Origin of the sequence: Thalassospira sp. GO-4, assembly GCF_023588965.1 — a bacterium.
GTDB classification, from domain to species: Bacteria; Pseudomonadota; Alphaproteobacteria; order Rhodospirillales; family Thalassospiraceae; genus Thalassospira; species Thalassospira povalilytica.
Map to the genome: position 1 here is coordinate 355,778 of NZ_CP097807.1, position 26,974 is coordinate 382,751.

General features: G+C 55.5%; 22 protein-coding genes. 17 read left to right on the top strand and 5 right to left on the bottom strand.

Going from position 1 to position 26,974, the window contains the following annotated elements:
* The 10 genes from tolQ to M9H61_RS01820 all read left to right on the top strand — a co-directional run bounded on the left by tolQ (position 1) and on the right by M9H61_RS01820 (position 11,176).
* Entirely contained in the window at positions 1 to 732 is a 732-nt protein-coding gene (gene tolQ, locus M9H61_RS01775; RefSeq protein WP_068518115.1) for a protein TolQ, read from the top strand.
* A 2-nt stretch (positions 733 to 734) separates the two neighbouring features.
* Entirely contained in the window at positions 735 to 1,190 is a 456-nt protein-coding gene (tolR, locus tag M9H61_RS01780) for a protein TolR (RefSeq protein ID WP_371922200.1), read from the top strand.
* Positions 1,191 to 1,196: 6 nt separating this feature from the next.
* On the top strand, positions 1,197 to 2,144 hold the full coding sequence (locus M9H61_RS01785; protein ID WP_250283033.1) for an energy transducer TonB: 948 nt from the start codon (positions 1,197 to 1,199) through the stop codon (positions 2,142 to 2,144).
* Between the two features lie 40 nt (positions 2,145 to 2,184).
* A complete protein-coding gene (tolB, locus tag M9H61_RS01790) occupies positions 2,185 to 3,555 on the top strand; it encodes a Tol-Pal system beta propeller repeat protein TolB (protein WP_068518112.1) in 1,371 nt (456 codons plus the stop codon).
* A gap of 129 nt (positions 3,556 to 3,684) precedes the next feature.
* Positions 3,685 to 4,179 carry a peptidoglycan-associated lipoprotein Pal gene (pal, locus tag M9H61_RS01795; RefSeq protein ID WP_068518111.1) on the top strand — a complete coding sequence of 165 codons (495 nt, stop codon included), beginning with the start codon at positions 3,685 to 3,687 and terminating at the stop codon, positions 4,177 to 4,179.
* Between the two features lie 312 nt (positions 4,180 to 4,491).
* Positions 4,492 to 5,475 carry a tol-pal system protein YbgF gene (ybgF, locus tag M9H61_RS01800; protein ID WP_250283035.1) on the top strand — a complete coding sequence of 328 codons (984 nt, stop codon included), beginning with the start codon at positions 4,492 to 4,494 and terminating at the stop codon, positions 5,473 to 5,475.
* Positions 5,476 to 5,496: 21 nt separating this feature from the next.
* The gene (gene tilS / locus M9H61_RS01805) at positions 5,497 to 6,963 is read left to right on the top strand and encodes a tRNA lysidine(34) synthetase TilS (protein WP_250283037.1); all 1,467 of its coding nucleotides are present in this window, start codon (positions 5,497 to 5,499) and stop codon (positions 6,961 to 6,963) included.
* Between the two features lie 84 nt (positions 6,964 to 7,047).
* On the top strand, positions 7,048 to 8,991 hold the full coding sequence (ftsH, locus tag M9H61_RS01810; protein ID WP_068518109.1) for an ATP-dependent zinc metalloprotease FtsH: 1,944 nt from the start codon (positions 7,048 to 7,050) through the stop codon (positions 8,989 to 8,991).
* 12 nt (positions 8,992 to 9,003) lie between these two features.
* Positions 9,004 to 10,119 (top strand): dihydropteroate synthase, encoded by a 1,116-nt coding sequence (gene folP, locus M9H61_RS01815; RefSeq protein ID WP_250283039.1) that lies wholly within the window; start codon positions 9,004 to 9,006, stop codon positions 10,117 to 10,119.
* Between the two features lie 331 nt (positions 10,120 to 10,450).
* Positions 10,451 to 11,176: a response regulator transcription factor gene (locus M9H61_RS01820; protein WP_228195907.1), complete on the top strand. Its 726-nt coding sequence runs from the start codon at positions 10,451 to 10,453 to the stop codon at positions 11,174 to 11,176.
* Positions 11,177 to 11,312: 136 nt separating this feature from the next.
* On the opposite strand, the gene M9H61_RS01825 is transcribed toward M9H61_RS01820, so the two are convergent.
* Both M9H61_RS01825 and M9H61_RS01830 read right to left on the bottom strand, forming a co-directional pair.
* Entirely contained in the window at positions 11,313 to 13,343 is a 2,031-nt protein-coding gene (locus M9H61_RS01825) for a sensor histidine kinase (protein WP_250283041.1), read from the bottom strand.
* Position 13,344: 1 nt separating this feature from the next.
* On the bottom strand, positions 13,345 to 15,384 hold the full coding sequence (locus M9H61_RS01830) for a sensor histidine kinase (protein ID WP_250283043.1): 2,040 nt from the start codon (positions 15,382 to 15,384) through the stop codon (positions 13,345 to 13,347).
* Positions 15,385 to 15,629: 245 nt separating this feature from the next.
* Here M9H61_RS01830 and glmM point away from each other — a divergent pair, with 245 nt between their 5' ends.
* The 4 genes from glmM to M9H61_RS01850 all read left to right on the top strand — a co-directional run bounded on the left by glmM (position 15,630) and on the right by M9H61_RS01850 (position 18,810).
* The gene (gene glmM / locus M9H61_RS01835; protein WP_068518104.1) at positions 15,630 to 16,979 is read left to right on the top strand and encodes a phosphoglucosamine mutase; all 1,350 of its coding nucleotides are present in this window, start codon (positions 15,630 to 15,632) and stop codon (positions 16,977 to 16,979) included.
* Between the two features lie 66 nt (positions 16,980 to 17,045).
* Positions 17,046 to 17,843 (top strand): bifunctional hydroxymethylpyrimidine kinase/phosphomethylpyrimidine kinase, encoded by a 798-nt coding sequence (gene thiD, locus M9H61_RS01840; protein WP_206927353.1) that lies wholly within the window; start codon positions 17,046 to 17,048, stop codon positions 17,841 to 17,843.
* A 115-nt stretch (positions 17,844 to 17,958) separates the two neighbouring features.
* Entirely contained in the window at positions 17,959 to 18,441 is a 483-nt protein-coding gene (locus M9H61_RS01845; RefSeq protein ID WP_250283045.1) for a DinB family protein, read from the top strand.
* A 21-nt stretch (positions 18,442 to 18,462) separates the two neighbouring features.
* Complete coding sequence (locus tag M9H61_RS01850) at positions 18,463 to 18,810, top strand: hypothetical protein (protein WP_114112596.1); 348 nt, start codon at positions 18,463 to 18,465, stop codon at positions 18,808 to 18,810.
* A 48-nt stretch (positions 18,811 to 18,858) separates the two neighbouring features.
* On the opposite strand, the gene M9H61_RS01855 is transcribed toward M9H61_RS01850, so the two are convergent.
* The gene (locus M9H61_RS01855) at positions 18,859 to 19,734 is read right to left on the bottom strand and encodes an AEC family transporter (RefSeq protein WP_068518100.1); all 876 of its coding nucleotides are present in this window, start codon (positions 19,732 to 19,734) and stop codon (positions 18,859 to 18,861) included.
* Positions 19,735 to 19,984: 250 nt separating this feature from the next.
* Between M9H61_RS01855 and M9H61_RS01860 the strand changes: the two genes are divergently transcribed.
* Positions 19,985 to 20,626, top strand: a complete 642-nt coding sequence (locus tag M9H61_RS01860; RefSeq protein ID WP_250283047.1) for a D-glycero-beta-D-manno-heptose 1,7-bisphosphate 7-phosphatase — start codon at positions 19,985 to 19,987, stop codon at positions 20,624 to 20,626.
* A gap of 37 nt (positions 20,627 to 20,663) precedes the next feature.
* On the opposite strand, the gene M9H61_RS01865 is transcribed toward M9H61_RS01860, so the two are convergent.
* The gene (locus M9H61_RS01865; protein WP_250283049.1) at positions 20,664 to 22,733 is read right to left on the bottom strand and encodes a tetratricopeptide repeat protein; all 2,070 of its coding nucleotides are present in this window, start codon (positions 22,731 to 22,733) and stop codon (positions 20,664 to 20,666) included.
* A 533-nt stretch (positions 22,734 to 23,266) separates the two neighbouring features.
* On the opposite strand from M9H61_RS01865, the gene ilvD reads away from it, so the two are divergent.
* On the top strand, positions 23,267 to 25,120 hold the full coding sequence (ilvD, locus tag M9H61_RS01870) for a dihydroxy-acid dehydratase (RefSeq protein ID WP_068518097.1): 1,854 nt from the start codon (positions 23,267 to 23,269) through the stop codon (positions 25,118 to 25,120).
* Between the two features lie 70 nt (positions 25,121 to 25,190).
* On the opposite strand, the gene ald is transcribed toward ilvD, so the two are convergent.
* Positions 25,191 to 26,306: an alanine dehydrogenase gene (gene ald / locus M9H61_RS01875; RefSeq protein WP_250283052.1), complete on the bottom strand. Its 1,116-nt coding sequence runs from the start codon at positions 26,304 to 26,306 to the stop codon at positions 25,191 to 25,193.
* A 204-nt stretch (positions 26,307 to 26,510) separates the two neighbouring features.
* On the opposite strand from ald, the gene M9H61_RS01880 reads away from it, so the two are divergent.
* Entirely contained in the window at positions 26,511 to 26,969 is a 459-nt protein-coding gene (locus tag M9H61_RS01880; protein WP_068518095.1) for an Lrp/AsnC family transcriptional regulator, read from the top strand.
* The last annotated feature ends 5 nt before the right edge of the window (positions 26,970 to 26,974 follow it).

Below are 26,974 nucleotides of genomic sequence, written 5' to 3' on the forward strand. Positions count from 1 at the left end.
ATGGAAAATCAAGTGGTCGACGCGGTAACGCTGGGGCAGTCGGTCATGGCGCATGACATGTCTCTGTGGGGACTGTTCATGCAGGCTGGACTGGTCGTCAAAACGGTGATGATCGGACTGTTGCTGGCATCTGTCTGGGTATGGGCGATTGTCATCGAAAAGCTGATGCGCCTGCGCAAGTTGCGCGCGCAAGCCAGCACATTCGAAGAAGCATTCTGGTCGGGCGGTTCGCTTGAAGACCTGTATGACCGGATTGCGGACAAGCCGCGGGATCCGATGTCGGCAATCTTTGTTTCGGCAATGCGCGAATGGCGTCGTTCGAATGCGCGCGGTGTTCATGGTGATACCATGCGCGCCCGTTTGCAGCAGCGCCTTGAAAAATCCATGGAAATCACGCTGGGTCGTGAAATGGATCGCGTCGAACGTTACATGACCTTCCTGGCTTCGGTCGGCTCGACCGCACCGTTTGTCGGTCTGTTCGGTACTGTCTGGGGGATCATGGTGTCCTTCCAGTCGATCGCCGCATCCAAAAACACCTCGCTTGCGGTTGTCGCACCGGGGATCGCCGAAGCCCTGTTTGCAACCGCCATGGGTCTTGTTGCCGCAATTCCGGCCGTGGTTGCCTATAACAAGATTTCCAGTGATCTCAACCGCTACAGCAACCGTCTTGAAGCCTTCGTGGACGAGTTCAGCTCGATCCTCTCGCGCCAACTTGACGATACGAGAGACTGATTATGGGCGCTCAACTCGCATCCCGATCTGGTGGAGGACGCCGTCGCGGACGTCGGAGCAACCGACGCGCAGCGATGAGCGACATCAACGTCACGCCGATGGTGGACGTCATGCTGGTGCTGCTGGTGATCTTCATGGTCGCAGCCCCCCTGATGACGGTTGGTGTCGAAGTCGATCTGCCCGAAACCAGCGCCGCCCCGATGACCGGGCAGGACGAGCCGCTTGTCGTCTCGGTTTCGCGTGAAGGCACCATCTATATTATGGATAGTGAAATCGCGCAGGACACCCTGACCGAAAAGCTCGCGGCCATTACCGATAACAAGGCCGACACCCGCATCTTTGTGCGCGGTGACAAGGCCATCGATTACGGCCGGGTGATGGAAGTTATGGGGCTGATCAAGGATGCCGGCTTTACCAAGGTCGCCCTGATCGCCGAATTGCCCAACGAGGGTTCGTAACAGACTATGCTGCGTTACGCTCTCATATCGCTTGGTTTGCATATTGCGCTGTTTCTGATTGCGTGGTTGGGCTTGCCTGACCTGTTTGATGAAACGCCGCTGGAATTGCAGTCCATTTCGGTCGAAGTCGTGACAGTGGACGAGTTTTCCGCTGCCCCGACCAAGGCATTGCCAAAGCCCGAACCGAAAAAGGAACCAAAACCGGCACCCAAGCCCGAGCCGAAACCAAAGCCCGAGCCAAAGCCTGAGCCGAAACCGGAACCAAAGCCCGAACCGAAACCCGAGCCCAAACCGGAACCGAAGCCAGAGCCGAAGCCCGAACCAAAACCGGCGCCAAAGCCGGAACCGGTGCCCACGCCCGAGGTTAAAAAGCAGCCTGAACCCAAACCGGAACCACAGCCGACCGAACTGGCTGCGGTAAAGCCCGACAGCAAGCCACAGCCGCCCAAACCCGAGCCGGTCAAAAAGCCGGAACCGAAAAAGGAAGAACCCAAGAAGGAAGAGCCGAAAAAGCGCGACCTGATGAGTGTTCTCAAGGATGTGAGCAAGCTGAAGGAAACGGCACAGGCAACCCCGGAACCTGATCAGGTACCCGAAGAAAACGCCAGCGAGGTCGTGGCAACCAGACTGGATGCGAATCTGACCATGAGCGAGCTTGATGCCGTAAAGCGCCAGATTGAAAAATGCTGGAGCCCGCCGGCCGGTGCCAAGGAAGCCGGGAGCTTTGCTGTTGAAATTCACGTCAGCGCAAACCCTGACGGAACCGTTCGACAGGCACGTATCAGTAATCTGAATGACATACAGGGCGATTCTTCTCGCCGTACGATTGCAGAAAGTGCTTTGCGAGCAGTGCTAAATCCGCAATGCAGTCCTCTAAAACTGCCGCTGGATAAATATGAAATGTGGCGCACATTCACGTTTAATTTCGACATGCGTGAAATGCTGGGCCTTTAATGATAAGTTCTTGAATACGCGTGGAAAATAGCGAGGCAGGATGACGATCAAGACCAACGCAGGAAAACGATTTTGGGTAAGAAGCAGTGTCGCGACACTGTGTGCCCTTGCCGTTGTCGCTGGCCTGAATGTCGGTTTCATGTCGCCGGCAAAGGCGGAACTCCGGATTGACATCACCCGGGGTGAACTCAAGCCAATGCCAATTGCCGTCACCCGCTTCCCGGGTGAAGGCGTTGCCGAAACCGAGATCGGCCAGAACCTGACACAGGTGATTGCTGCCGACCTCGAACGTTCGGGGCTGTTTGCACCGATCAATGAAAAGGCATTCATCCAGAGTGCCGCATCATTGGCGGTCAATCCGAACTTCGCCGAATGGCGCGCCATCAGTGCCCAGGCACTGGTCAATGGTCGCGTTGTTACGGAACCAAACGGATTGCTTCGTGTCGAATTCCGTCTTTGGGATGTGCTGGCAGAAACCCAGATGTCTGGTGTTGCCTACCGTACACAGCCCAATAACTGGCGCCGTATTGCGCACAAGATCGCTGACGAGATCTACAAGCGCATTACCGGCGAAACCGGATATTTCGACACCAGAATTGTGTATGTGTCTGAATCAGGCCCGGCCGACAAACGTGTAAAACGTTTGGCGATCATGGATCAGGATGGTGCAAACCACCGGTTCCTGTCGGACGGTCGGTTCCTTGTGCTGAACCCGCGTTTCTCGCCGACAGCACAGGAAGTGGTCTATATGTCGTATTTCAACGACAAGCCACGCGTCTATGTTTTGGATATCGATACCGGCGAGTTGGAATTGCTGGGCGATTTTCCGGGGATGACTTTTGCGCCCCGATTCGCGCCAGACGGGAACTCGGTTGTCATGTCGCAAGCGCTTGACGGGAACAGTGAAATTTATGAACTGGACCTGCGCACGCGCGAAAAGCATCAGCTGACGCGTCATGCCGCCGTGGATACCTCGCCTTCCTATTCGCCTGACGGTTCGCGCATTGCGTTCAACTCTGATCGCAGTGGGTCACAACAAATTTACGTGATGAATGCAGATGGTGGTGGCGTTCAGCGTATCAGTTTTGGTGGGGGTCTTTACGCCACACCAGTCTGGTCGCCACGCGGAGACCTGATTGCATTCACCAAATCACAAGGAGGTAGGTTCTATATCGGTGTCATGCGGCCAGACGGCAGTGGTGAAAGGCTGCTGGCCGAAGGGTTCCTCGTAGAGGGACCAACATGGGCTCCGAACGGAAGAGTGTTGATGTATCACCGCCAGCACCCGTCCAGGGACGGGACCAAGGATCGCTATCGTCTGTATTCGATAGATCTCACAGGTTATAACGAGCGAGAGATCGTTACACCTGCGGATGGGTCGGATCCAGCATGGTCACCCTTGATTCCCTGATATCTCAAGAGTATAGTCATCGCGAAGCACTGAATGCGATTCGCTTTTATCGCGGGCATTTTCGGTGTCGCGAGACATGGAAAACACCAACCTCGGGCGAATGCGTCCGGTGTTAAGGGGAAAACTTAAATGAAACTTCGTATTCTCAGCGTTTTTGCTGCTGCCGCTCTTCTGGCTGCATGTGAAACTGCACCTGATAGCTCTGCGACCACTGGTGGCGAGGGTGTATCGACTGTAAACCAGCCGTCCACCAGCACGTCGCTGTCGGAAAGCAGCCCAGAGTGGTTCGCTGTTAACGTTGGTGACCGCGTCTTCTTCGGCTTCGATAAATACGATCTGGCTGGCGAAGCACGTCGCACCCTCGAACTGCAGGCCGCTTGGCTGAAAAAATACCCGCAGTACAAAGTTGTTGTTGAAGGTCATGCCGACGAGCGCGGCACCCGTGAATACAACCTTGCACTCGGCGAACGTCGCGCGAACTCGGTTAAAGATTACCTGATCGCTCTGGGTATCGACCCGTCGCGCGTTGAAACCATTTCTTATGGTAAAGAACGTCCGGTCGCTCTTGGCCATGACGAAGAAAGCTGGGCGAAAAACCGCCGCGCTGTATCGGTTATACGCTAAGCGCGTGCAGGTGAAAGCCTGACTTGAATACCAAGGCGCCTGTCCCGTCCGGGGCAGGCGCCTTATTTTTGCCGCCTGAAAATGTTGAAAATGTCATCGTGTCCTGTTCATAGTGACGCAACAAAGACAGCATTGACGACAAAGGACCTGATAATGATCCGAGTTCGACCCACCACTGAATCGCACCTTGCTGCCTGTGCCGCGATCCGATCCGATCGGGCCAGTGCCACGGGTTCACGCGCAACAGGGGCCGCAACTTCGCGTAAAGGCCGCCGGATTCTTGTGGCTTTGGCCATGGGAACCGTGTTTGCCATGACGTCACTTGGATCAGGAACGATCCACGCCCAGGACGCCAACATGTCCCGCCAGGTCGAACAACTGCGCAAGGATCTCGATCTCTTGCAGCGTTATGTCTACCGCGAAGGGACCGGTGGCGCAGGTGCGGCTGCCGGTGCTGCCGCATCTGGTGGCGACAGTGCCTCAACCCCGGCAGCAGCCCGCCAGCAGGTTCAGATCAATGAACTTCAGCGCAATGCGTCGCAACTGACCGGGCAACTCGAACAGTTCGATTTCCGTATTCGCAAGATGGAAGAACGTCTGGAACGTCTGGTTGCCGATATCGATTTCCGCCTTGGCCAGCTTGAAAATGGCGGTGCCATGTCCGGTGCGGCCCCGTCCGGTGCTGCGCCGCTGGCTGCGGGGGCTGCGGATGGTCCGGCGCCAACCGGTGATGCGGTCGCATCAAGCGAATTGGGCGGATCTGCAAGTGGTGAACGTCTTAACGAACGCGGCACCAAGCTGTTTGGCGTGATCGAAAGCGAAGGGCAGCCGCCAAAAATTCCGTCCGGTCCGTCGGGCAATGTGTCTGCGACCTCGACCCAGTCCGCATCGGTATCGGCATCGACCGGCACCCCCGAAGAACAATATCGCGAAGCCTTTGGCCTGCTGCGCAAACAGGATTTCCCGGCTGCCGAACAGGCTCTTAGTAGCTTTGTCGCCCAGCATCCCAATGATCCGCTGGCGGGCAATGCGCAATACTGGCTGGGCGAAACCTATTATGTGCGCGGACAGTATGAAAATGCCGCCATTGCCTTTACCGAAGGTTTCCAGACCTATCCCGACAGCACCAAGGCACCGGATAATCTTTTGAAACTTGGCATGTCGCTTGCCAATCTTGGCAAAAACGAAGATGCCTGTACCGCATTCGGCCATCTGATCGATAACTTCCCGAATGCATCGAATGTTGTCCTTGATCGTGCCCGTCAGGAACGCAAAAGCCGCGGTTGCGCGCAATAGGCCATTGGCAACAGGCATGTCATGACCGACAGCGTCCCGAACAGATCCGAACATGCTGCGGCGTCCAGTGGAACTCCACTGGACGCCGTTGTCTTTGAAAAGCTGATGGCCGAATTTGCCCCGTTCGAAGCCGCCCCGGTTGTAGGTGTCGCGGTTTCGGGGGGCGCAGACAGCATGGCACTGGCGTTGCTGGCCGATGAATGGTGTCAGGTGCGGGGCGGGGCAATCCTGGCAATCACTGTCGATCACGGATTGCGCGCCGATTCCGCCCAGGAAGCGCAATGGGTCGGCGATCAGCTTTCCGAACACGGGATTGAACATGTCATTTTGCGATGGCAGGGCACCAAACCGTCGCGCGCGGTGCAGGAACAGGCCAGACGCGCGCGCTATGATCTGATGGATCAGTTGTTGGCCGATCGCGGTATTTTCCATCTGCTGGTGGCCCACCATGCCGGTGATCAGGCCGAAACAATTGCCATGCGCGAAATGCGTGGGCCAACCCCGCTGGGGCAGGCGGGCATGTCAGCACGGCGTTTTATGAAACATGCTCGTGTGCTGCGCCCCTTTATGGCCGTGAAAAAGGCCGATCTGATCGCAACCCTTCAGAACCGCGATCAAACCTGGGTCGAAGACCCGTCAAATCGCAATGAAAAATTCGAACGCGTCCGGGTGCGCAACCAGCTTGCCGACAACTGCGCGCCATCACGACACCGCGCGGATATTGCCGGGGAACGACGGACGCTTGAACAGTCGATCGGACGCCTTCTGGCCGGGTTTGTTACCCTTCATAGCAATGGGGTTGCGCTTTGCGACCGATCCCTGTTTATGACCGGGCATGACGACGATACTGCACGCATTTATGCTGTTGGGCAGGTGGTTCGAACGGTTGGCGGGGCGGGCTATATGCCGGCTTTTGACAGTCTCGCGGGGGCATTGACGCGGATTTCTGAAAATCCGTCCGCACGTCTTAGTTTGGGCGGATGCGTTTTGCATGCGCGCCGTGATCAGGTTTGCGTGTATCGCGAACGGGGGCGGCTTGATGGTGCGGCAGTGCATCTGGCGATGACGATGGATGTGCCTGGGGATGTCAAAACCGGATCGGTTTGTTGGGATAACCGGTTCGAATTGCTGCTAAATCGCGCCAATTTCGGGGGCTTGACCGATCCGTGGATCGGGCCGCTTGATCTTTGTGATGTGTTTCACACAAAGGCATTTCGGGCTGCATTGCGCGAAATCGTACCATTTATTGGCAATTTGCCACGCGCGGCCCTTGCATCCATGCCTGCACTCTACGATAAAGAAGGCTTGCGATCCGTTGGCGGGCTTGAGGTTTCGGAGCTTTCCGACGTATTATCCGCCGCCGACTGTGAACCGCCTTCGGGCAGGGGAAAATTTGCATTTGGCGGGCGATGGCGGTTTGCACCACCAGTACCTTTGTGGGAAAGTGGTTTCAAATCGTCGCCGAAACCCGACAACCTACTTGCGTAAGCAGGGCTTGTGACTATCTGATGATCAAGCCTTGCGCAGGAAGTTTTGCGTCACGGCACACATAATTGCGACCAGTAGCTTGGAATGAATATGGGAAAAAATCTCGCACTGTGGGTTATCATTGCCATCCTTTTGGTGGCCTTGTTTAACCTGTTTCAGTCGCCCTCCGGACGGTCCGGCCAGTCGTCGCTGGCATTTTCGGACTTCCTTGCCGAAGTTGATACCGGCCAGATTTCGGAAGTCACCATCCAGGGCAATAATCTGACAGCAGAAACGCGCGACGGTCGCTCTGTTAATGTTTACACCCCCGATTATCCGAACCTTGTCGAAAAACTGAACGACAAGGGTGTTCGCATCATCGCACAGCCGGAAGAAAGCCTTTCGCCACTGATGAGCGCACTGATCAGCTGGTTCCCGATGCTGCTGATCATCGGTGTCTGGATCTTCTTCATGCGTCAGATGCAGGGCGGCGGCGGCAAGGCCATGGGCTTTGGCAAGTCAAAGGCCAAGATGCTGACCGAAAAGTCCGGTCGCGTGACCTTTGAAGACGTTGCGGGCATCGAAGAAGCCAAGGGCGAACTTGAAGAAGTCGTCGACTTCCTGCGTGATCCCCAGAAATTCCAGCGCCTTGGCGGTAAAATCCCCAAAGGCATGCTGCTGGTTGGTCCTCCGGGTACCGGTAAAACGCTTCTGGCACGTGCAATTGCCGGCGAAGCAAACGTTCCGTTCTTCACCATTTCGGGTTCGGACTTTGTGGAAATGTTTGTTGGTGTCGGTGCATCGCGTGTCCGTGACATGTTCGAACAGGGCAAGAAAAACGCACCTTGCATCATCTTCATCGATGAAATCGACGCGGTTGGTCGCCATCGTGGCGCCGGCCTTGGCGGCGGTAACGATGAACGCGAACAGACCCTTAACCAGCTTCTGGTCGAGATGGATGGTTTCGAAGCCAACGAAGGCGTGATCCTGGTTGCGGCAACCAACCGTCCGGACGTTCTGGACCCGGCATTGCTGCGTCCGGGTCGTTTTGACCGTCAGATCGTTGTCCCGAACCCCGATCTTGAAGGCCGTGAACATATTCTTGGTGTTCACGCCCGCAAGGTTCCGCTGGGGCCGGATGTTGATCTGCGCACGGTTGCACGTGGGACGCCGGGCTTCTCGGGTGCTGATCTGGCAAACCTTGTCAACGAAGCGGCCCTTCTTGCTGCCCGTCTTGGCAAGCGCGTCGTCACCATGGCCGATTTCGAAAACGCCAAGGACAAAGTCATGATGGGGGCGGAACGCCGTTCGATGATCATGACCGATGACGAGAAAAAGCTGACCGCCTATCACGAAGGTGGCCACGCACTGGTCGCCCTTCATACCCCGGCATCCGATCCGATCCACAAGGCAACCATCATCCCGCGCGGTCGCGCACTGGGGATGGTCATGCGCCTGCCGGAACGTGATCAGGTTTCCAAATCCTATGAACAGCTGATCTCGGATCTGGCTGTTGCCATGGGGGGCCGTGTTGCCGAAGAAATCATCTTTGGCAAGGACAAGGTCACCACGGGCGCATCTTCGGACATCAATATGGTGACCCAGTATGCCCGCAAGATGGTGACCGAATGGGGCTTCTCGGACAAACTGGGTAACGTCAAATACGTTGATAACCAGGAAGAAGTGTTCCTTGGTCACAGCGTCGCACAGCACAAAAACGTTTCCGAGAAAACGGCACAGCTGATCGATGACGAAGTCCGTCGTTATTCCGACGAGGCCTATGAATTCGCCAAGCGTGTTCTGACCGAACATCTTGATGACCTGCATGTTCTGGCCAAAGGTCTTCTGGAATATGAAACCCTGTCGGGTGATGAAATCAATGCGCTGCTGCGCGGCGAGGAAATCAACCGTCCGGGCCATTCGACCGGCGGCGGCAAGGATGCGGGTGGTGGACGTCGTTCCACCGTGCCGAGCACCGGTGGTGCCCGCAAAGACAACCCTGGCGAAGGTGGCGGGGATCTGTCCCCGGAACCGCAACCGGGAAGCTAACGAAAGAGACTGATGGACGAGATCAAAAGATCGGTCCTGCGAAGCCCCGCCGATGTGCGGGGCTTTGCTGATTTTGATGGACCGCTTTACTACGCACCTACGGGTTTCATTGACCACGCCGATGATCCCAACACGCTTCCGCTGGCCGGATCGCGCCGCGGCTTTTCTGCGCTTGAGATCATCCGCCGCCGCGATGGTGGCGGGGCCGAAAGCATGATCCTGCCGCTGCTTGCCCTTGAAGGTTGGGTTCAGAACAGCGGACGTGTCGAAGAAATCAACAATGTTCTGGATCGCCTGATGGCCAAACGGCCGGAATATGCCGGGCTTGATATGGCGACCTGCCATGTCATGGGCATCATCAATGTGACGCCTGACAGTTTTTCGGACGGTGGGGATTACAACACCACGTCCGATGCGGTTGCACGCGGTCGCGCCATGGCAAAGGCCGGGGCATCGATCCTTGATATCGGCGGCGAATCAACCCGCCCCGGTGCAGCCGATGTGTCCGAAGACGAGGAAATTAACCGTGTGGTTCCGGTCATTCGGGAACTCGCAGCCGACGGTCACGTGATTTCGATCGATACCCGTCATGCCTCGGTGATGGAGGCCGCACTTGAAGCCGGGGCCGCGATCATCAATGACGTTACCGGGCTGGAAGGCGACGAACGATCAATGGAAGTCGCCGCCGCATCGGGCAAACCCGTCATGCTGATGCATATGCAGGGCGAACCGGGCACCATGCAGGCCGATCCGCAATATGATTGCGCGGTTCTTGATGTCTATGACTATCTGCTGGATCGTATCGAAAGCTGCGAACGGGCAGGGATCGCACGTGACCGTATCTGTGTCGATCCGGGCATCGGTTTTGGCAAAACGTTGTCGCACAATCTTGAACTGCTGTCGCGTCTGGCGATCTTCCATGGATTGGGCTGCCCGATCCTGTTGGGGACGTCGCGCAAATCCTTCATCGGCAAGATCGACCCTGATGCAGATCCCAAGCAGCGCCTTGGCGGATCTATTGCATCGGCGGTGAATGGCTGGCGTCACGGGGTTCAGATGATCCGCGTCCATGATGTTCAGGAAACGGTGCAGGCACTTTCAGTGTCCAGTTCTACCTCTATGGTATAGCCGATAAGACCTTTACACTCACTGGCTGTATAGCTTGTGATTTTTAACGTTTCGATTAAAAGGCAAGATCATTCAAAAGGTTGGGGACTTCTTACCCAACCTGATGTGGTCTTGCCTTTTTCTATTTGGATTCTGGCATTTTCTGACCTTTGACGGTTGGGGCTTGCAGAATAGGGCACATCGTCACATACCAGATATTGAATGAATACAAGTGGCACAAAGCCACAACTCTTGGTTGGCACAAAAAAGCAAACGCGAAGGTCTTTGTATGAACGGAATTGGCGGCCTGACGCAGCCTGATTTCAGCAGCGTCACATCCGGCCGGGATGCTATGACACAGTGTGTATTTGTCGTTGAAGACAACACAGACCTGAACAAGGATCTGTGCGAGTATCTGGAAATGTGCGGGTTTGACGTCGTGGGATGTGAAACCGGCGCAGCCTTCTATCGTGCATTGGAAACCAAGCAACCCGACGCGGTTATTCTTGATATCATGCTGCCTGATGCGGATGGCTATGAACTGGCAAAACATGTCCGCAAGACGATTGATTGCGGGATCATGATGCTGACATCGCTTTCGGGCATGGATAATCATCTGACCGGTTACAAATCCGGCGCGGATGTTTACCTGACCAAAGACAGCCCGCTTTCCGTGATCGAGGCCGCCCTTAAACCGTTGATGCGCCGGACAACCCGCAGCGATGTCGACTCCGGCCCCGAACAGGCCGGTCTTGAAGGCGGTTGGGTTCTTGACATGCTGAACTGGACTTTGCGCAATCCCAACGGGGATGAAGCAACCCTGACCGCGACCGAACGCACGATCATCAAATTGCTGATCGAAGCAAACGGTGCCTGGCTGACCCGCCCGGAAATCGTCATTGAACTTGGCAAGGCCGATACGGCGGAAAATTGCCGTAACCTTGATACCGCCATCCGTCGTGTCCGTCAGAAAATCCTCAAGGAAATCGGCGAAGAACTGCCGGTCAGAACGGCCTATGGTCGCGGTTATGCCTTTACCTCGACTGCAATTGTTCAGGGGGCGGCTGACGCGTCCTGACTTTTTGGGCATATCGCCCCGTTCTGGTGTCCGATACCTTGCGCTGGACAGCTTGCGCCCGATGCCGGCATTTTGCTGTGCCCGAACTTTTGGGCGTTGTTGCCAGCAGTGATAGTCCGGGGGGACGCAACCCGTCTTACGGTTCGCCCGCGCCGGCTTCTTCACAAGGCAGCAACAGACAAAGCTCGATCCCCAAACGTCCCTGATCACGCAATTTGATCGACCCGCCATGGGCATCGACGATGCGTTGGGAAATATGCAGGCCAAGGGCACTACGCATGGATTTGGCTTCCATGTTCTGACGAAACAGCGCATCGCCGATCAATCTGATTTCGTCATCATTTAATTCCGGTCCGCTGCACGGAATGGCGATTTCAACCATCGCGCTGCTATGACGCACCACCTGGATGTGCAATGGCCGGCCATGGGCGAACCGGCGCGATGTTTCGATCAGATTGGTAATCGCAAGCCCGATCAGGGTTTCATCAATAAAGGCCTCGAACCCGTCCGTATCGTGGCAGGTCACAAAGATTTCCGCCCCTTCGCGGGTGGTGTTGGCAACGAAATCTTCCATGAACCGGTTAATCGCGACCAGTTCACGCGCCAGCGACAATTCCTGATTATCAATGCCATCCTTGCTCAGGAAAATATCAACCAGACGGGCAAGCTTGCGGGCCTGTAACTGGATCCGTTCAAGGCGATCCATCACGTCACGCGTCCCGCCCTTAAGGCGCAGCATCAGCATTTCGGCTGACCGCTGAATGACGGCAAGCGGGGTGCGGAATTCATGGGACAGCATGGAAATCAGTTTGCGCTGTTCTTCGACAAGCGTCGTGGTTTCCGATGCCTGCCGCGAAACCGACAGGCGTTCGCTGTTCATATGAAACAGCCGCACCGCCATCAAAATGCCCATGCCGACAAGATGCAGCACAAGGGTATATTGATGCAGCCCGATACGCAGCGGTGTTGCATCAATCCAGCCGCTATGAACAAGCTGAAGCGTGATCCCCGCTGCGGTCGGAATGGCCAGAACAGCCAGATATCCCCAGTTGAGCCAGGAACGGATATCCTCGATCAACCGTTTGACCAGAAACAGGCACATCATCGCCATGAACAGCGCATGACTGGGAACGACATAGGTCCCGAACCACGTGTAATAGCGCCCGCCACCAGTCAGGGTAAAGGCCAGGACAAACAGGGCATAACAACATGACAGCTTGAAAATCAGTGGATGGCGTTTGCGAATGTCGGTGATGTAAAGCCATAAAAACGCGATTGCCGCATGCGACAATATGTTGGTCTCACTCAACAGAAAATCATTCAGCCACGGAATTTCCGGGCTGATTTCGCTTAGGACCAGCCCGTTGACAATCGCAACCACGGCCCCGACCGTGACAATCCAGCAGCCATAAAGCGACACCACATAATCGCGCGCAATCAGACCGAACGTGAAATAGGCAATGCCAAGTGTCACCACCAGCCCGAAAAACACATTGGTCGTCAAATTACGATAGGTCAGGGACGTGATCAGGGCGTTGCTGGGCCAAAGCTTCAATTGCATCATATTGGTGCTGTTGCTTTGCACCCGGATATACATCTCATACTGGCCCGATATCAGCGGCGGCAAGGCCGCAATATGGGTGCCGCCCTTGTACGGGCGGGCACTTGCCGGAATATTGTCACCAAGATTTACCGTCCAGACAGGCTGATCGTCGCCCTTGGCGAACAAAAACACATCAATGAAATCCAGATAGGTTGGCGCAAATTCAAAAAGCGCCTGATTGCTAACCGGCGCATCGATGGAAAGCGCCATCCGGTACCAGATGATATCCTGCGTATAGCCAAATGACGGGATATGTTCGGATCGCGCGAAACTCTGATCAGGCAGGGCAAGGATCTCGCGCAATGAACGATGGCGCGATTTGTCGACATAGGACCGGATAAACGGTGTCAGGTCGATTGCTGTTTCAAGACGCCCCGAAAGGACCACCGCACCATTTGGGGATGCGGACCCGGTTTGCGCAAATGCGGATCCGGAACCGCCGATAAATCCGCCTCCGATCCCGAAGGGCAGGGCGCAAACAATTGCAAATATCACCGCACCAACCATCATCGCGATCTTGTGCAAACGGTCCGACAGGTGACCTGGCATCATTGTTTTGCGCATGTTACCGGTCCTCCCCGCGGGATTTGGGGCGAAACTTGCCGGGAACGCCAAGATATATTTCGTTGGTGCGCGCAATCGTTGCTTCGTGGTTATAGGGGATCTTTAACAAAATGGTCGTGCCGCCGCGTTCACCGACACTGACCGATAATGTGCCCTCATGGGCTTCGACAATCTGGTTGGTGATATGAAGTCCCAGACCAACCCCCTGGGTGACTGAAGATTCCCGGCCACGATAAAACGCATTAAGCACATTGCTGAGATCTTCCGGGGGAATGCCCGGTCCTTCATCGAGGACCCGGATATAGACAAACCCGTTTGCCGCCCGGTTACACGCAATCCATACCGGTGATCCCGGTGCATATTTGCGGGCATTTTCAATCAGATTGACGATCGCCCGTTCCAGAAGAATGCGATCAACCTCGACAATTGCGAATTCCGAATTGATCAGATTGACGTTCTGTTCGGGGACTTCCCGGGTGCGCCGCGCGATCAGTTCGCTCAGGAAAAGGTCAATGGCGACCGGTTGGCGCGATGTCGTAAAGGTCGCGCTATCAAGTGTTTCCTTTGTCAGGAACGCATCGACCAGTCCCGATAACTGTCCGGCATTGCTGCGGATGGTGGCCAGTCGGGTATGGACCGCTTCCTGTTCGTCACGAAGATGCAGGCCAAGAATTTCCGCCGACCGCTGAATGATGGCAAGCGGGGTGCGGAATTCATGCGACAGCATGGTGATAAAGGTGCGCTGTTCCCCGGCAAGCTGATTGGCGCGCTGGCTGTTCTGAAATGCATCCATACGCCGGTTGGCAAGCGCATAGGTGCGATACCCCATGGCAAGGGCCACCATGACAAGATGCACCGTCGAACTTGCCGAATAGATATTGCCGGTAAAGGCATTGATCGGCACAAGCCCCATCAGCATCAACAGATGCACAATCACCGCAAGGGTCGGCACACCAAGCGCCACCAGAAGGAAACTCAACCGTGCCAGTCGCTTCTCGCGATAACCGATCATCACAAAATAGACCAGCAACACAATCAGCAAAAAGATGTCGGGAACGAAAAACAGTTTGGCAAAATAGATATAAAGATCGGATGTCGATGTCAGGAAACCGCACATTGCCAAACCGGCAAAACACATCATCACCCGGTACAGAAACCGGTTATGACGGTCCAGCTCGACAATCGATGCCCACATCGCAAGACTGGTTCCAAGCGCAAGTGCCGTCCCCGTACCGGTAACGAAATCACTGGCAAGCGGCCAAAGATCTTTGAAAATCAGCTGCGCGTAACCCGACGTACCAAGATTGATCAAAAACAGCGAAAGAATATAGCCCGCATACCAGTTGATCGCGCGATCACGGGTCAGAACCCCAAAGGTCAGATAAACCCCGAACGCCACCAGCAAAATGCCAAGATAACTGCCCTTGAGATAACTTTCAGAACCGGCATCGGCGATGACAACGGATTCCGGCGACAGCGTCACTTCGAAAACATGCGAACTGTTGGTTCTGACCGCCATCACCAGCCAGTAATGGCCCGGGCCCAATATGGGCCATTGCGCAATATGCTTTAACCCGGCAATCGCATCAGGCCCATTGGGGATGCGATCGCCAACGCGTCCCTCCCAGATGGTGCGACCGCTTTCTTCCGACAATACATACATCTGGATGTCATTGAGATAAGTCGCGCCAACTTCAAGATAGGATAACGCCTTGCTGTCGCTGTCATCGGCCTCGACAAGGAATGATGCCCGATACCAGATTGTCCTGTCGGTATAGCCGGGCCCTGGTGTGCCAAACACCTTTTCGAATTCGGAATCGGGAAGATTGACGACATCGGATGGAATGATGATCGACCGGTCGGTAACCATCCGTTCAAGAAACCGGTTCAGATTGACGGTGTTTTTCGGGCCATTGCCATCAAGAACAAAATGCTGGCGCAGTTCATGGGCATGGGATGGCGCTGTCCGGGAAACAAGCACACCGCAACCGATTGCCACGATCATCGCAAGCAATGCCAGATTTGTGCGGAAAACCCCCAAAATTCCCCCGGTTTCAAGCCTTTAAAACATGTCGCTTTGTGATAGCCGGTTTTTGCCATCAGGTCATTGCTTTTATCGGCCGACAAAGTACCGGGCGCGTTAACGGATTGGTGGGTGAGTTGGGCTAAAATGCGCGCTTGCCGAACACATTGAACAGTAGCATTGAAACGTCACTTTGATATAACCGGCAATCAGAAATCATAGGACGGGCATGACCGCCCGTTGAAGAAACAGAGAAAAGAAGCATGAGCCGCAAATATTTTGGTACCGATGGAATTCGTGGAACGGCCAATACGGCCCCGATGACTGCCGAAGTGGCACTTAAGGTCGGGATGGCAGCAGGCCATTATTTCACGCGCGGCAACCATCGCCACAAGGTCGTCATTGGCAAGGATACCCGCCTGTCGGGCTATATGCTTGAACCTGCACTTGTGGCCGGTTTTACGTCGATGGGGATGGATGTGATGCTGGTCGGGCCGATGCCGACGCCTGCGGTCGCCATGCTGACCAAATCCATGCGTGCCGATATCGGCGTCATGATCTCTGCTTCGCACAACCCGTTCCAGGATAACGGTATCAAGCTGTTCGGGCCGGATGGTTTCAAGCTGTCCGACGAGGTCGAACTCGAACTCGAACAACTGATGGAAAGCGACCTTTCAAGCAAACTGGTACCGGCCAATGCTCTTGGTCGTGCCAAGCGTATTGATGATGCGCCGGGCCGCTATATCGAGGCGGTCAAATCTTCCTTGCCCGGTTCGGTGACGCTCGAAGGCCTGCGTATCGTCCTTGATTGCGCCCATGGTGCGGGCTATTCCGTCGCCCCCAAGGTTCTGCGTGAACTCGGCGCTGATGTGATTGAAATCGGCACCAGCCCGAATGGCCTGAACATCAATGACAAATGCGGTTCGACCTATACCAAAACCATGTGCGACCGCGTTCTGGCCGAAAAGGCCGATGTCGGAATTGCGCTTGATGGTGATGCCGACCGTGTTCAGATGTGCGACGAAAAAGGCCAGCTGATTGACGGGGACCAGTTGATGGGCCTTGTTACCACCCATTGGAAACGCACCGGACAGTTGCGCGGCAATGCGCTGGTGGCGACCGTGATGTCCAACCTTGGTCTTGAACGCTATCTGGAACGCAATGATGTGCGTTTGATCCGCACCAAAGTCGGCGATCGCTATGTGGTTGAACAGATGCGCGCGCTTGATTGCAATGTCGGCGGCGAACAGTCCGGCCATATCGTGCTGTCTGATTTCGCATCGACCGGTGATGGCCTGCTTGCCGCCCTTCAGGTGCTTGCCGTTCTTGCCAGTCGCGAAGGCCGCGTTTCGGAAATGAGCCGCGTGTTCGAACCGCTGCCGCAGATCCTTAAAAATGTGCGCTATTCGGCCGGTTCCGATCCGCTGTCTGACAGCAGTGTAATCGAAGCCATTTCCTCGGCCGAAAAGGCCTTCAATGGCGATGGCCGTGTTCTGATCCGCAAATCGGGGACCGAACCGCTGATCCGTGTCATGGCCGAAGGCGACGACGCCGCCAAGGTCGAAAAAATCGTCGACGGGATTGTGGCCCAGATCACCGCCGTTGCCGGCTAAGCCGTGACCGGTTGCCGGTTTGGCGTTAAACAGAACATCGTTTTGCACGGATAAAGGAAGTCGATCATGAAAGGTCGCGTCTTGATTATTGCCGGGTCCGATTGCTCGGGCGGGGCTGGTATTCAGGCTGATATCAAGTCGGTCACAGCACTTGGCGGCTATGCCGCCACTGCCATTACCGCGCTCACGGTGCAAAATACGACCGGAGTCTTCGACGTTCTGGGCATCGCACCGGAAATGATCGTCCATCAGGCAACAGTAACGATTGATGATATCGGTGCCGATGCAATCAAGACCGGGATGCTGCACTCTGTGCCGGTGATCAATGCAGTGGCGGAATTCATCAAAGCAAAAGCAGACGGGATTCCTGTAGTTGTCGATCCGGTGATGGTTTCACAAAGCGGTTCAAAACTGCTCGAAGATGACGCGGTTTCGGCATTGATCGAACAAATGATCCCGCTTGCAACGGTTCTGACACCAAATATTCCCGAAGCAGAAGTACTGTCAGGCATGAAAATCGCCGACGAAGGTGATATGATTGCTGCGGCGCACAAAATTGGCGATCTGGGCGCGCAGGCTGTCCTGATCAAAGGTGGTCACGCCGAAGGGGATAAAATCGTCGATATCTTGTGGCGCCGGGACGGTGATGTCGAAGGCTTCGAAGGTTCTCGCATTCCGTCTGAAAATAATCATGGTACGGGCTGCTCGCTTGCAAGTTCGATTGCAACCGGGCTGGCACAGGGCATGGGATTGAGTGATTCTGTTGCTCGCGCACGGGCTTATGTCCGCGAAGCCATCCGAACCGCACCAAATTACGGCAAAGGAAACGGTCCGCTAAACCATGCGCACCCTGTGACCGGATAGACATTTCTGTCAAACGTCGCCGGGTGCCATAAATTGGGACACTTGCGGTATGCCGGGAACTTCGTTTTTTCATCAGGCGCGAAACAATGCCTGGTCCAATCATCGTTTGTTTGGTGTGTGTCAAAAGCTCACACCGCGTGAACTCAATGCCAAACGGACACGTTTCACCCCTTCGATCCTCGAAGCCCTGAACCAGACCCTGACGGTTGACAGTTATTATCTTGATGCCTTGCTGGATGGCGGGCACGGGCAGGGGACCCTGTATTCGGGCCGTATGACACCCTTTTCCGACATCGCCGGTCTGGCGGCGGCCCAGCGCGATGCCGACCATAAACTGATGGCATTTTGTGATCAGCTCGGGGAAAAGGATGCCATGCGTGATGTTGAACTTGAACGTCGCAACAATGTGGTCACACATGAAACTGTTGCCGATATCCTGTCACATCTGTTTGTCTATCAAACCCATCAACGCGGGCAGGTTCACATCCTGCTTGCAACCACCACACAGTCGCCACCACCGATGGATGACTACCATCTTGAATATGATGCCCCGTTTCCGGCAATCGATTTCACATTGCTTCGCGGCAAAGGGGCCTGAAGGAAGAAGATGAATAAACGAATGCTACGTCGTGCGGTTCTTGCACTGGCGATTGCCGGTCTTGCTGTCGCAAGTTTTGGCAATCCCGAACGCCATATCGCCGACCTGTTCTGGTCTGATGATGCCGCACCTTGGGAAAATGTCACCGCGGTCTATACCCCTGATCGGTCCGAACCGCGCAAAATCCAGATTACCGAGGCCGTCTTTGCCGATGTTGCGGCCTGCCGGGATCACGTGATGGAACTGGCCGCCGAAAAAGGCGACCCTGATCTTCAGAAAGGAAGCTTTGAATGCGCTGTCGGATTTTACCCCGATAAAAGTGCCGGGGACGGCACTGTTTCGGGGGACTATCGCCTGATCATCCGCTAGTGCAAGTTCCGTTTGGATTGAAACGGAACCTGCCCTAGGGCGCGCGCCTTACAGCACGTACCAAAGAAGGGCCGGCAGGGCGATGGCGGCAAGGAAGCTTGAACTGATGACCACGCCCGCGACTTCTTCGGGTTCGCGGTTGTAAAGCTGCGCAAACAGATAACAGAAAACAGCAACCGGCATCGAGCATTGCAAAATCACAACGCCGCGCTCGATCCCGGTCAAACCCATGACTTCCGAAAGACCAACGCCAACCCCGAAACCCATGCCAAGGCGCAACAGGCTAAGCGCTGTACTGCGTGCAAGGCTGACCGGGCGCAACTTGGCAAGCGATACGCCAAGGGTAAACAGCATCAATGGGATGGTCAGCTGCCCGATCAGGTTGGTGGTATTGTAAAGCCAGGCCGGAACGTCGGTATCGGTGGCAAGAAAGATGGTGGCGATCAGGGTTGCCGGAATGATCGGCATCTTTGCCAGCGATTTCAGTGAAAAACTGCCGGAAACAAAGGCGACCCCGATGGTCAGCTGAAGCACCACATAGGTGGCAAAAAACGCCACCGAAAGCGCCAGTCCCTCCTTGCCATAGGCCAGCATGCAAAGCGGCAAGCCGACATTGCCGACATTCGGCCAGGTCAGCGACTGCAAATATGTGCGCGGCGACAGCTTGAAAACCTTCAGGATCGGCCATCCGATCAGGGCGAAAAGAATATTGGCCGCAAGTGCTGCCGTCCCCATCAGGATCAGTGTATCCCCACCCAGTTCGACCGTTGCAAGGGCGGCAAATGTCAAACACGGTGTCGCAAAATAGGTGACGATGGATGTCACAAGATTGGTGTCAAAATGCTTGCCTGCACGGGCCCAGAAATAGCCAAGTCCAGCGGTGATAAAGACGGGCGCCAGAATGGCTAGGATATCGGCAAACATTGGATACGTATTCCTGATCAGGTTCTTTTAACCAGAACCTGTCACGGCAGACGGCCTTCCTGCAAGTGAATAATGGTAATACCACTTTGTTTTTCGCGCTGCGGAATGCGGGGTGGCTTTTCCCGGCGATCTTGCCATATTGGCTGGGGGCTGAACCTGATTGACTGTTTAAAATGGGCTCAGGCCCCAAGCTTGCAGTATTGTTACTTGCGGTATTGTTGCCCCAGATTGATTGCGTAAAAGGTTCCTGATGCAAAACCCTTCCGATGATCCTGTCAAACGTCACCTGATTGATCCGGCCCCGCGGTTTCGCGATCGCCGCAATCTGTTGCCGGCGGTTTTTCTGGATCGGGACGGCGTGATCAATGAAGAAGTTCATTACCTGTCACGCATCGAAGATTTGCGCCTGATTGATGGTGTCGCTGACGCCATTCGCAAACTGAACGATGCCGGCATTCCGGTGATCGTTGTGACCAACCAGTCCGGTGTTGCGCGCGGCTATATTACCGAAGACCAGCTTCTTGAAATTCACAAGGCGATGGTTGCAATGCTTGCCCAACAACATGCATCCCTTCAGGGGATTTTCTATTCTCCCTATCACGAAAAGGGCGAAGGCGATTACCGTCGCGAAACCACATGTCGCAAACCCGAACCGGGCATGTTGCTGGCCGCGGCCGATGAATTCGCGATTTCACTGCCTGACAGCGTTCTGGTGGGCGATCGCATCAATGATATCCGCGCCGGTCATGCCGCGGGGGCACGTGCCATCATGGTGCGAACCGGGCACGGGGCCAAGGAAACCAGACAACCGGAATCATCAGAAGCCGACTTCATCGCCGATGATCTGGCGGCTGCTGTTGATGAAATTCTGCGCTCGATGATCGTCCGTTAGGCCGCGTTCGCATTGTGCGATTGCCGATCCGGATCTGCTATTTGGCCAGACACCAGTTTTGCCACATCTCGCGACAGGCTTCCTCGAACTCGCGGGCGACTGCCGGGCCGTGGAATGCTTTGCTGTTGCGGATGCGTTCACGCATGTTTTCCCGGATGCTGGCCAGCGCCTTAAGGTCGGAACTCAGCATGATGCATTTATCGACATAGCCCTTCTCGGTTTGGGCACATAATGCTTCAAGCCCGATATCACCCAGCAATGCCAGTCCCATACGGGATCCCGGCAATTCGCTTGCAAGCGATACAAACGGCACCCCGAACCACAACATGTCAAAATAATTCTCGATCGAAATCGCCGGGAACGGCGCCAGTCCGATATCAATCTGGGCAAACAGGGCAGGGCGGTCTTCTTTGGCGACAACCCCGGCAAGATCAAGACGGTCGCGCTTGATCCCGGCCTGACGGGTACGGTCAAGAAACGTCTTGGCGGCATAACTGTCTTCAAGAACATCGTCCTGGATGACAATGCGACTGTTTTTGACCTTGTTCAGGATACGCGCAAAGCAATTGAGTGTTTCATCACTGATATTGGCAACCCGGTCGATGCAGCCAAACCGGATAATATCATCGCCCACCGCGGCAGGAAGCGGACTGACAGGAAGCGCGTCATCATATTCATCAGGAAGATACGGCCCAAGTTCAAGCTTCTGGGGATGTTCGGAAAACAGCTTGTTGGCGGCAAGCTTGCCACTGAACATTTCCTTGTGTCCGATCAGATAATCGATCTGGGCGATACCTGTTGTGATCGGCGACAGGCTGGCTTGAACCGGGGCAGCATAAAGCGCGAAAACCTCGATCGGTTGGGTCGGGTGAATGCCGCAAACATCAATCAGGATATCGACCTTGTCCTTGCGGATGCGGTCGGCGATTTGCATCGGGTCTTGTCCGAACACCTCGCGCCAGCCATCTGCCAAGACCTGCCAGGACCGGGTGACATCATCGGGGCGCGGCGTTGCGCAATACAGGAACAGTTCGATCTCGTGGCGGTTCAGATGACGTGCCAGGGGCCGCAAAAGCCCGTGGGTCGCGTGATCACAAAAGAACGGCGACAGCCACCCGATACGCAACCGCTTGTCGGCTTGTCTGATATTGGCAAAGCTGGGCTTGGCCGCAATCGGCATATGATGCTTTGCCCAGTTTTTGGCCGCCTTGGCGTGGTCTGTGCCGTCTGTTGATCCAAGCTTGGCCTTTGTTCTGACCAAAAGCGCATCCGCGGTCGCATGGTCCGGGTCCTTTGCCAGGATCCCTTCAAGAAGGGCGATGGTCTCAGTCAGATCACCGCATTTCAGGGTAATATCGGCCAGAACCAGATCGATATCCGATGTCCGGGTGGCAAGCTGGCGCGCCGTTTTCAAAAGGGCGATTGCCTTGGCATATTGGCCCTGATGGGCAAGTGCCTGTCCAAGTCCGCGCAAACCGGGAACAAATTTGGCATTGATGCTCAGCGCGCGCTGATAAAGTTCCTGTGCCGGTTTCGGATAGCCCAGCCGCAAATAGGCCCCGCCAACCCGGCAAATCAGGTCCGGTGAAATTCCGGCGGCCTGGGCGGCATGTTCAAGGGACGTCAGGGCGGCTTCTTCCTGGCCGAGTGCATGCAATGCATCCCCGAACAGAAGCAACCCTTCATAATGGTCGGGTTTAAGTCCCAGCAACCGCCCCAGAAGGTCGACCGCCTGGCCAAGATGGCCGCGCGGTATCTCAAGACGCGCCAGATGATAAAGGGCGGTGGGGAAATCCCCGTGATAGCTGATGGCCTGCTTGAACTGGTCGATGGCCTTTTCGATCTGTCCTGAACTTTCAAGCGCGATGGCATAATTGCACCGGGCGGCCGGATTGGCGCCAAAGCTCGACAAACAGCTTTCAAACAGGTCAATCGCTTCGCCATGGCGGCCCTGCCCGGTCAGAAGGGTCGCCAGAAGATGCTCTGCTTCTGCATTGTTGGGCGCGATATCAAGAACCTGGCGATAGATCTTCTCGGCCTCGTCTGGCCGGTTCCCCTCATGCGCGCTAAGTCCGCGTCGCAACAATGTCTTGAGTTGGTCCGACATCTGGGTGCGCTTCTCCGCCTGATCTTCTCATTCCGAATGGATGACTGACCCCCGACATTAAAGGGTTACGGGACACCTTTAAAGTAGACAGTTCTGACACGCCATCAGTCGTTTGCCCAAAAGGCAAAAAAAGAACCCCGAACCGCTACAGGTCCGGGGTGAGAATGGGAGTGGGAGAATCGCCTGGCGGCGATAATCATCCACTAAGATATGGATTGTTCAGGTAAAGATCGCCTATCCAAGGGGATAGTATTCTTGGTATTTGGGATAGGTACTTCATAATGATGTAATGTAAATTGTGAACTGGGTCACAAAATTGGCCCCCCGATGGACGGTCAAGGCGCTTCGCGCCGGGGCGGGGCATTCCCGATCGGACGTTTCGGCGGGTCTTCGCATTGTCCGATGTATCAATCGTACCAAATGTTCGGGTCTGGTGAAATTTTCAGGCAAAAAACTGTCAAAAAGCGCGAATACTGTGCTAGAACGCGAGTATATTAAAGAAACGTACCCCGCGAAAAAGAGAGGTTCCTTCCATGCCGGAATATCGGTCCCGTACAACAACCCATGGCCGCAACATGGCCGGTGCGCGCGGCCTTTGGCGCGCCACTGGTATGAAAGATGAAGACTTCGACAAGCCGATCATCGCGGTCGTCAACAGCTTCACCCAGTTCGTGCCCGGTCACGTCCATCTCAAGGATCTTGGCCAGATGGTCGCCCGCGAGATCGAGGCTGCCGGCGGTGTCGCCAAGGAATTCAACACCATTGCGGTAGATGATGGCATCGCGATGGGCCATGACGGCATGCTTTACAGCTTGCCGTCGCGCGAAATCATTGCCGATTCCGTTGAATATATGGTCAATGCCCATTGCGCCGATGCGATGGTGTGCATTTCCAACTGTGACAAGATCACGCCCGGGATGCTGATGGCTGCAATGCGCCTGAATATTCCGGCGGTCTTTGTTTCCGGTGGCCCGATGGAGGCCGGCAAGGTCGTCCTGAATGGCGAAGAACATCACCTTGATCTGGTTGATGCGATGGTTCAGGCCGCCGACCCGAAAATTTCCGATGAACAGGTCAAAACCGTTGAACGTTCTGCCTGCCCGACCTGCGGGTCGTGCTCGGGCATGTTCACCGCAAACTCGATGAACTGCCTGGCCGAGGCCCTTGGCCTTGCATTGCCGGGTAACGGTTCGGTTCTGGCAACCCATGCCGCCCGTAAGGAGCTTTTCCTCGAAGCGGCCCGTACCTCGGTCAAGCTGGCACGCCGTTATTACGAAGAAGAAGATGTCACTGCGACCCCGCGCGGTATCGCCACGTTCGAGGCGTTTGAAAACGCCATGGCGCTTGATATCGCAATGGGCGGGTCGACCAACACGGTTCTTCATCTGCTGGCGATTGCCAAGGAAGCCGAAGTCAATTTCACCATGGCCGATATGGATCGCCTGTCGCGCAAGATCCCCTATCTGTCCAAGGTCGCACCGAACCATCCGAAATTCCACATGGAAGACGTCCATCGTGCGGGTGGCATCATGCGCATTCTGGGTGAACTTGATCGTGCCGGGTTGCTGCATACCGATGTTTCAACCGTCCATACCAAAACCATGGCCGATGCCCTTGCAAAGTGGGACATCAAACGCACCACCAACGAGGCGGTCCACAAATTCTATCGCGCCATGCCCGGTGGCATCCCGACCCAGACCGCGTTCAGTCAGGAACGCTACTGGGATGACCTTGATCTTGATGAAAAGGAAGGCTGCGTTCGTGACGTTGCCCATGCCTATAGTCAGGATGGCGGTCTTGCGGTTCTGTTTGGCAACCTTGCGGTCAATGGCTGCATCGTCAAGACCGGTGGTGTGGATGAAAGCATCCTGAAATTTACCGGCCCGGCCGTGATTTGCGAAAGTCAGGACGAAGCCGTCGCCAAGGTTCTCGGTGGCGAGGTCAAGGAAGGCGATGTTGTCGTCATCCGCTACGAAGGCCCCAAAGGCGGTCCGGGCATGCAGGAAATGCTCTATCCGACCAGCTACCTGAAATCGATGGGGCTGGGCAAGGCCTGTGCGCTGATCACCGATGGTCGTTTCTCGGGCGGGACCTCCGGTCTTTCGATTGGTCACGTCTCCCCCGAAGCTGCGGCTGGTGGCGATATCGCGCTGGTCGAACCGGGGGATATGATCGAAATCGACATCCCGAACCGCACGATCAAGATTGCGGTTGATGACGCAACCCTTGCCGCCCGCCGTCAGGCAATGGAAGCCAAGGGGCCAGAAGCATGGCGCCCGGCCAAGCCGCGCAAACGCAAAGTCACAACCGCCCTTCGCGCCTATGCCGCCATGGCAACCAGTGCGGATCAGGGGGCTGTGCGCGACGTTACCCAGGTCGAATTCTGATTTTCGACCGGCATGAACCAAAACAAAAGGGCCCCAATTCGGGGCCCTTTTTTCATGTGATTGTGCGGGTTTAAGACAATGCCTTTTCAAGTGGCAAGTTGTCATATCCCAGCGCATCGGCGACCGCCTGATAGGTGATCTTGCCGTTATGAACATTAAGGCCCGCGGCCAGATGCGGATCATCCTTGCAGGCCTGTTTCCATCCCTTGTTGGCCAGTGCCAGGGCAAAGGGCAGGGTGGCGTTGTTCAGCGCAAAGGTTGATGTGCGCGCAACTGCTCCGGGCATATTGGCAACGCAGTAATGCACCACGTCATCAACGATATAGGTTGGATCGGCATGGGTGGTGGCTTTGGATGTTTCAAAACATCCGCCCTGATCGATGGCGACATCAACAATCACCGAACCCGGCTTCATTCTGGCAAGCTGTTCGCGGCGGATCAGCTTCGGGGCTGCCGCACCGGGAATAAGCACCGCACCGACCACCATATCGGCATCAAAGACAAGCGCCTCAGTGTCGTCGATGGTGGCATATTGGGTTTTGATGCGCGGACCAAATACATCATCGATATAGGTCAGGCGTTTGACGTTTTTATCAAGAATGGTGACATCTGCCCCCATGCCTGCGGCAATGCGCGCGGCATTGGTGCCAACAACACCGCCGCCAATCACCACAACCTTGGCCGGGGCAACGCCGGGCACACCGCCGAGCAGCATGCCTCGTCCGCCATTGGCCTTTTGCAGGGCAGCCGCGCCCACCTGCGGGGCCATGCGTCCTGCGACTTCCGACATCGGTGCCAAAAGTGGCAACCCGCCATTTCGATCGGTCACGGTTTCATAGGCAATCGCCGTGACACCCGATTTGATCAGGCCTGCGGTCTGATCCGGATCCGGCGCCAGATGCAAATAGGTGAACAGCAACTGTCCTTCGCGCAGCTGTTCATATTCGACTTTTTGCGGTTCCTTGACCTTGATGACCATTTCGGCGGTGGCAAAAATCTCGGCGGCGGTACCGACAATTTCCGCACCGGCGGCGACATAATCCTCGTCGCTGCAACCGATACCGGCGCCGGCCATGGTTTCGATCTTGACCGCATGGCCATGGGCGGTCAGTTCGCGAACTGAACTTGGCGTCAGTCCGACACGGTATTCGTGGTTTTTGATTTCCTTTGGAACACCAATCAGCATTTCGTTTTCTCCCGACGAAATAGGTGGCAATCGGGGTGTCTCACGGGATCGACCGGGGACGCCCGGGCGTTTTGCGCCCATTTTGTTATTGTTTGTGAATGATACCCTAAAAATAGGGCAATTAATCTTCATTTCTAGGGGGTGTTGGTGGTATCATTGCTAGATAATTTAAAAGAATGACCGAAATCTCGGAGGATTATTCAAATGCAGATGGATGAACGTGATCGCATGATCCTGCGTCTGTTGCAAAAAGACGGACGTATCAGCAATGCGGATCTGGCCGAAAAGGTAAACCTGTCCGCATCGGCCTGCCTGCGGCGCGTGCGCCTGCTTGAAGAAGCCGGTTTCATCGACCATTACACCATGCTTCTCAATCCGGCCCGAATTGGCAAACCGGGCAATGCGTTCGTCAATATTGCCATCACCCGCCAGACCCGCGAAGCCCTGGAAACCTTTGAAAAGGAAGTCCAGAAGGTGCCCGAGGTCGTCGAATGCTATCTTCTGGCCGGGCAAAGCGACTATCTGGTGCATGTCGTTTATAGCGACACCGCTGATTATGAACGCATCCACAGTGAAGTCCTGACCCAGCTTCCCGGTGTCGAACGTGTCCAGACGGTCATTACCCTTCGCGAAGTCAAACGCACAACCGAATTGCCGGTGTGATCGAA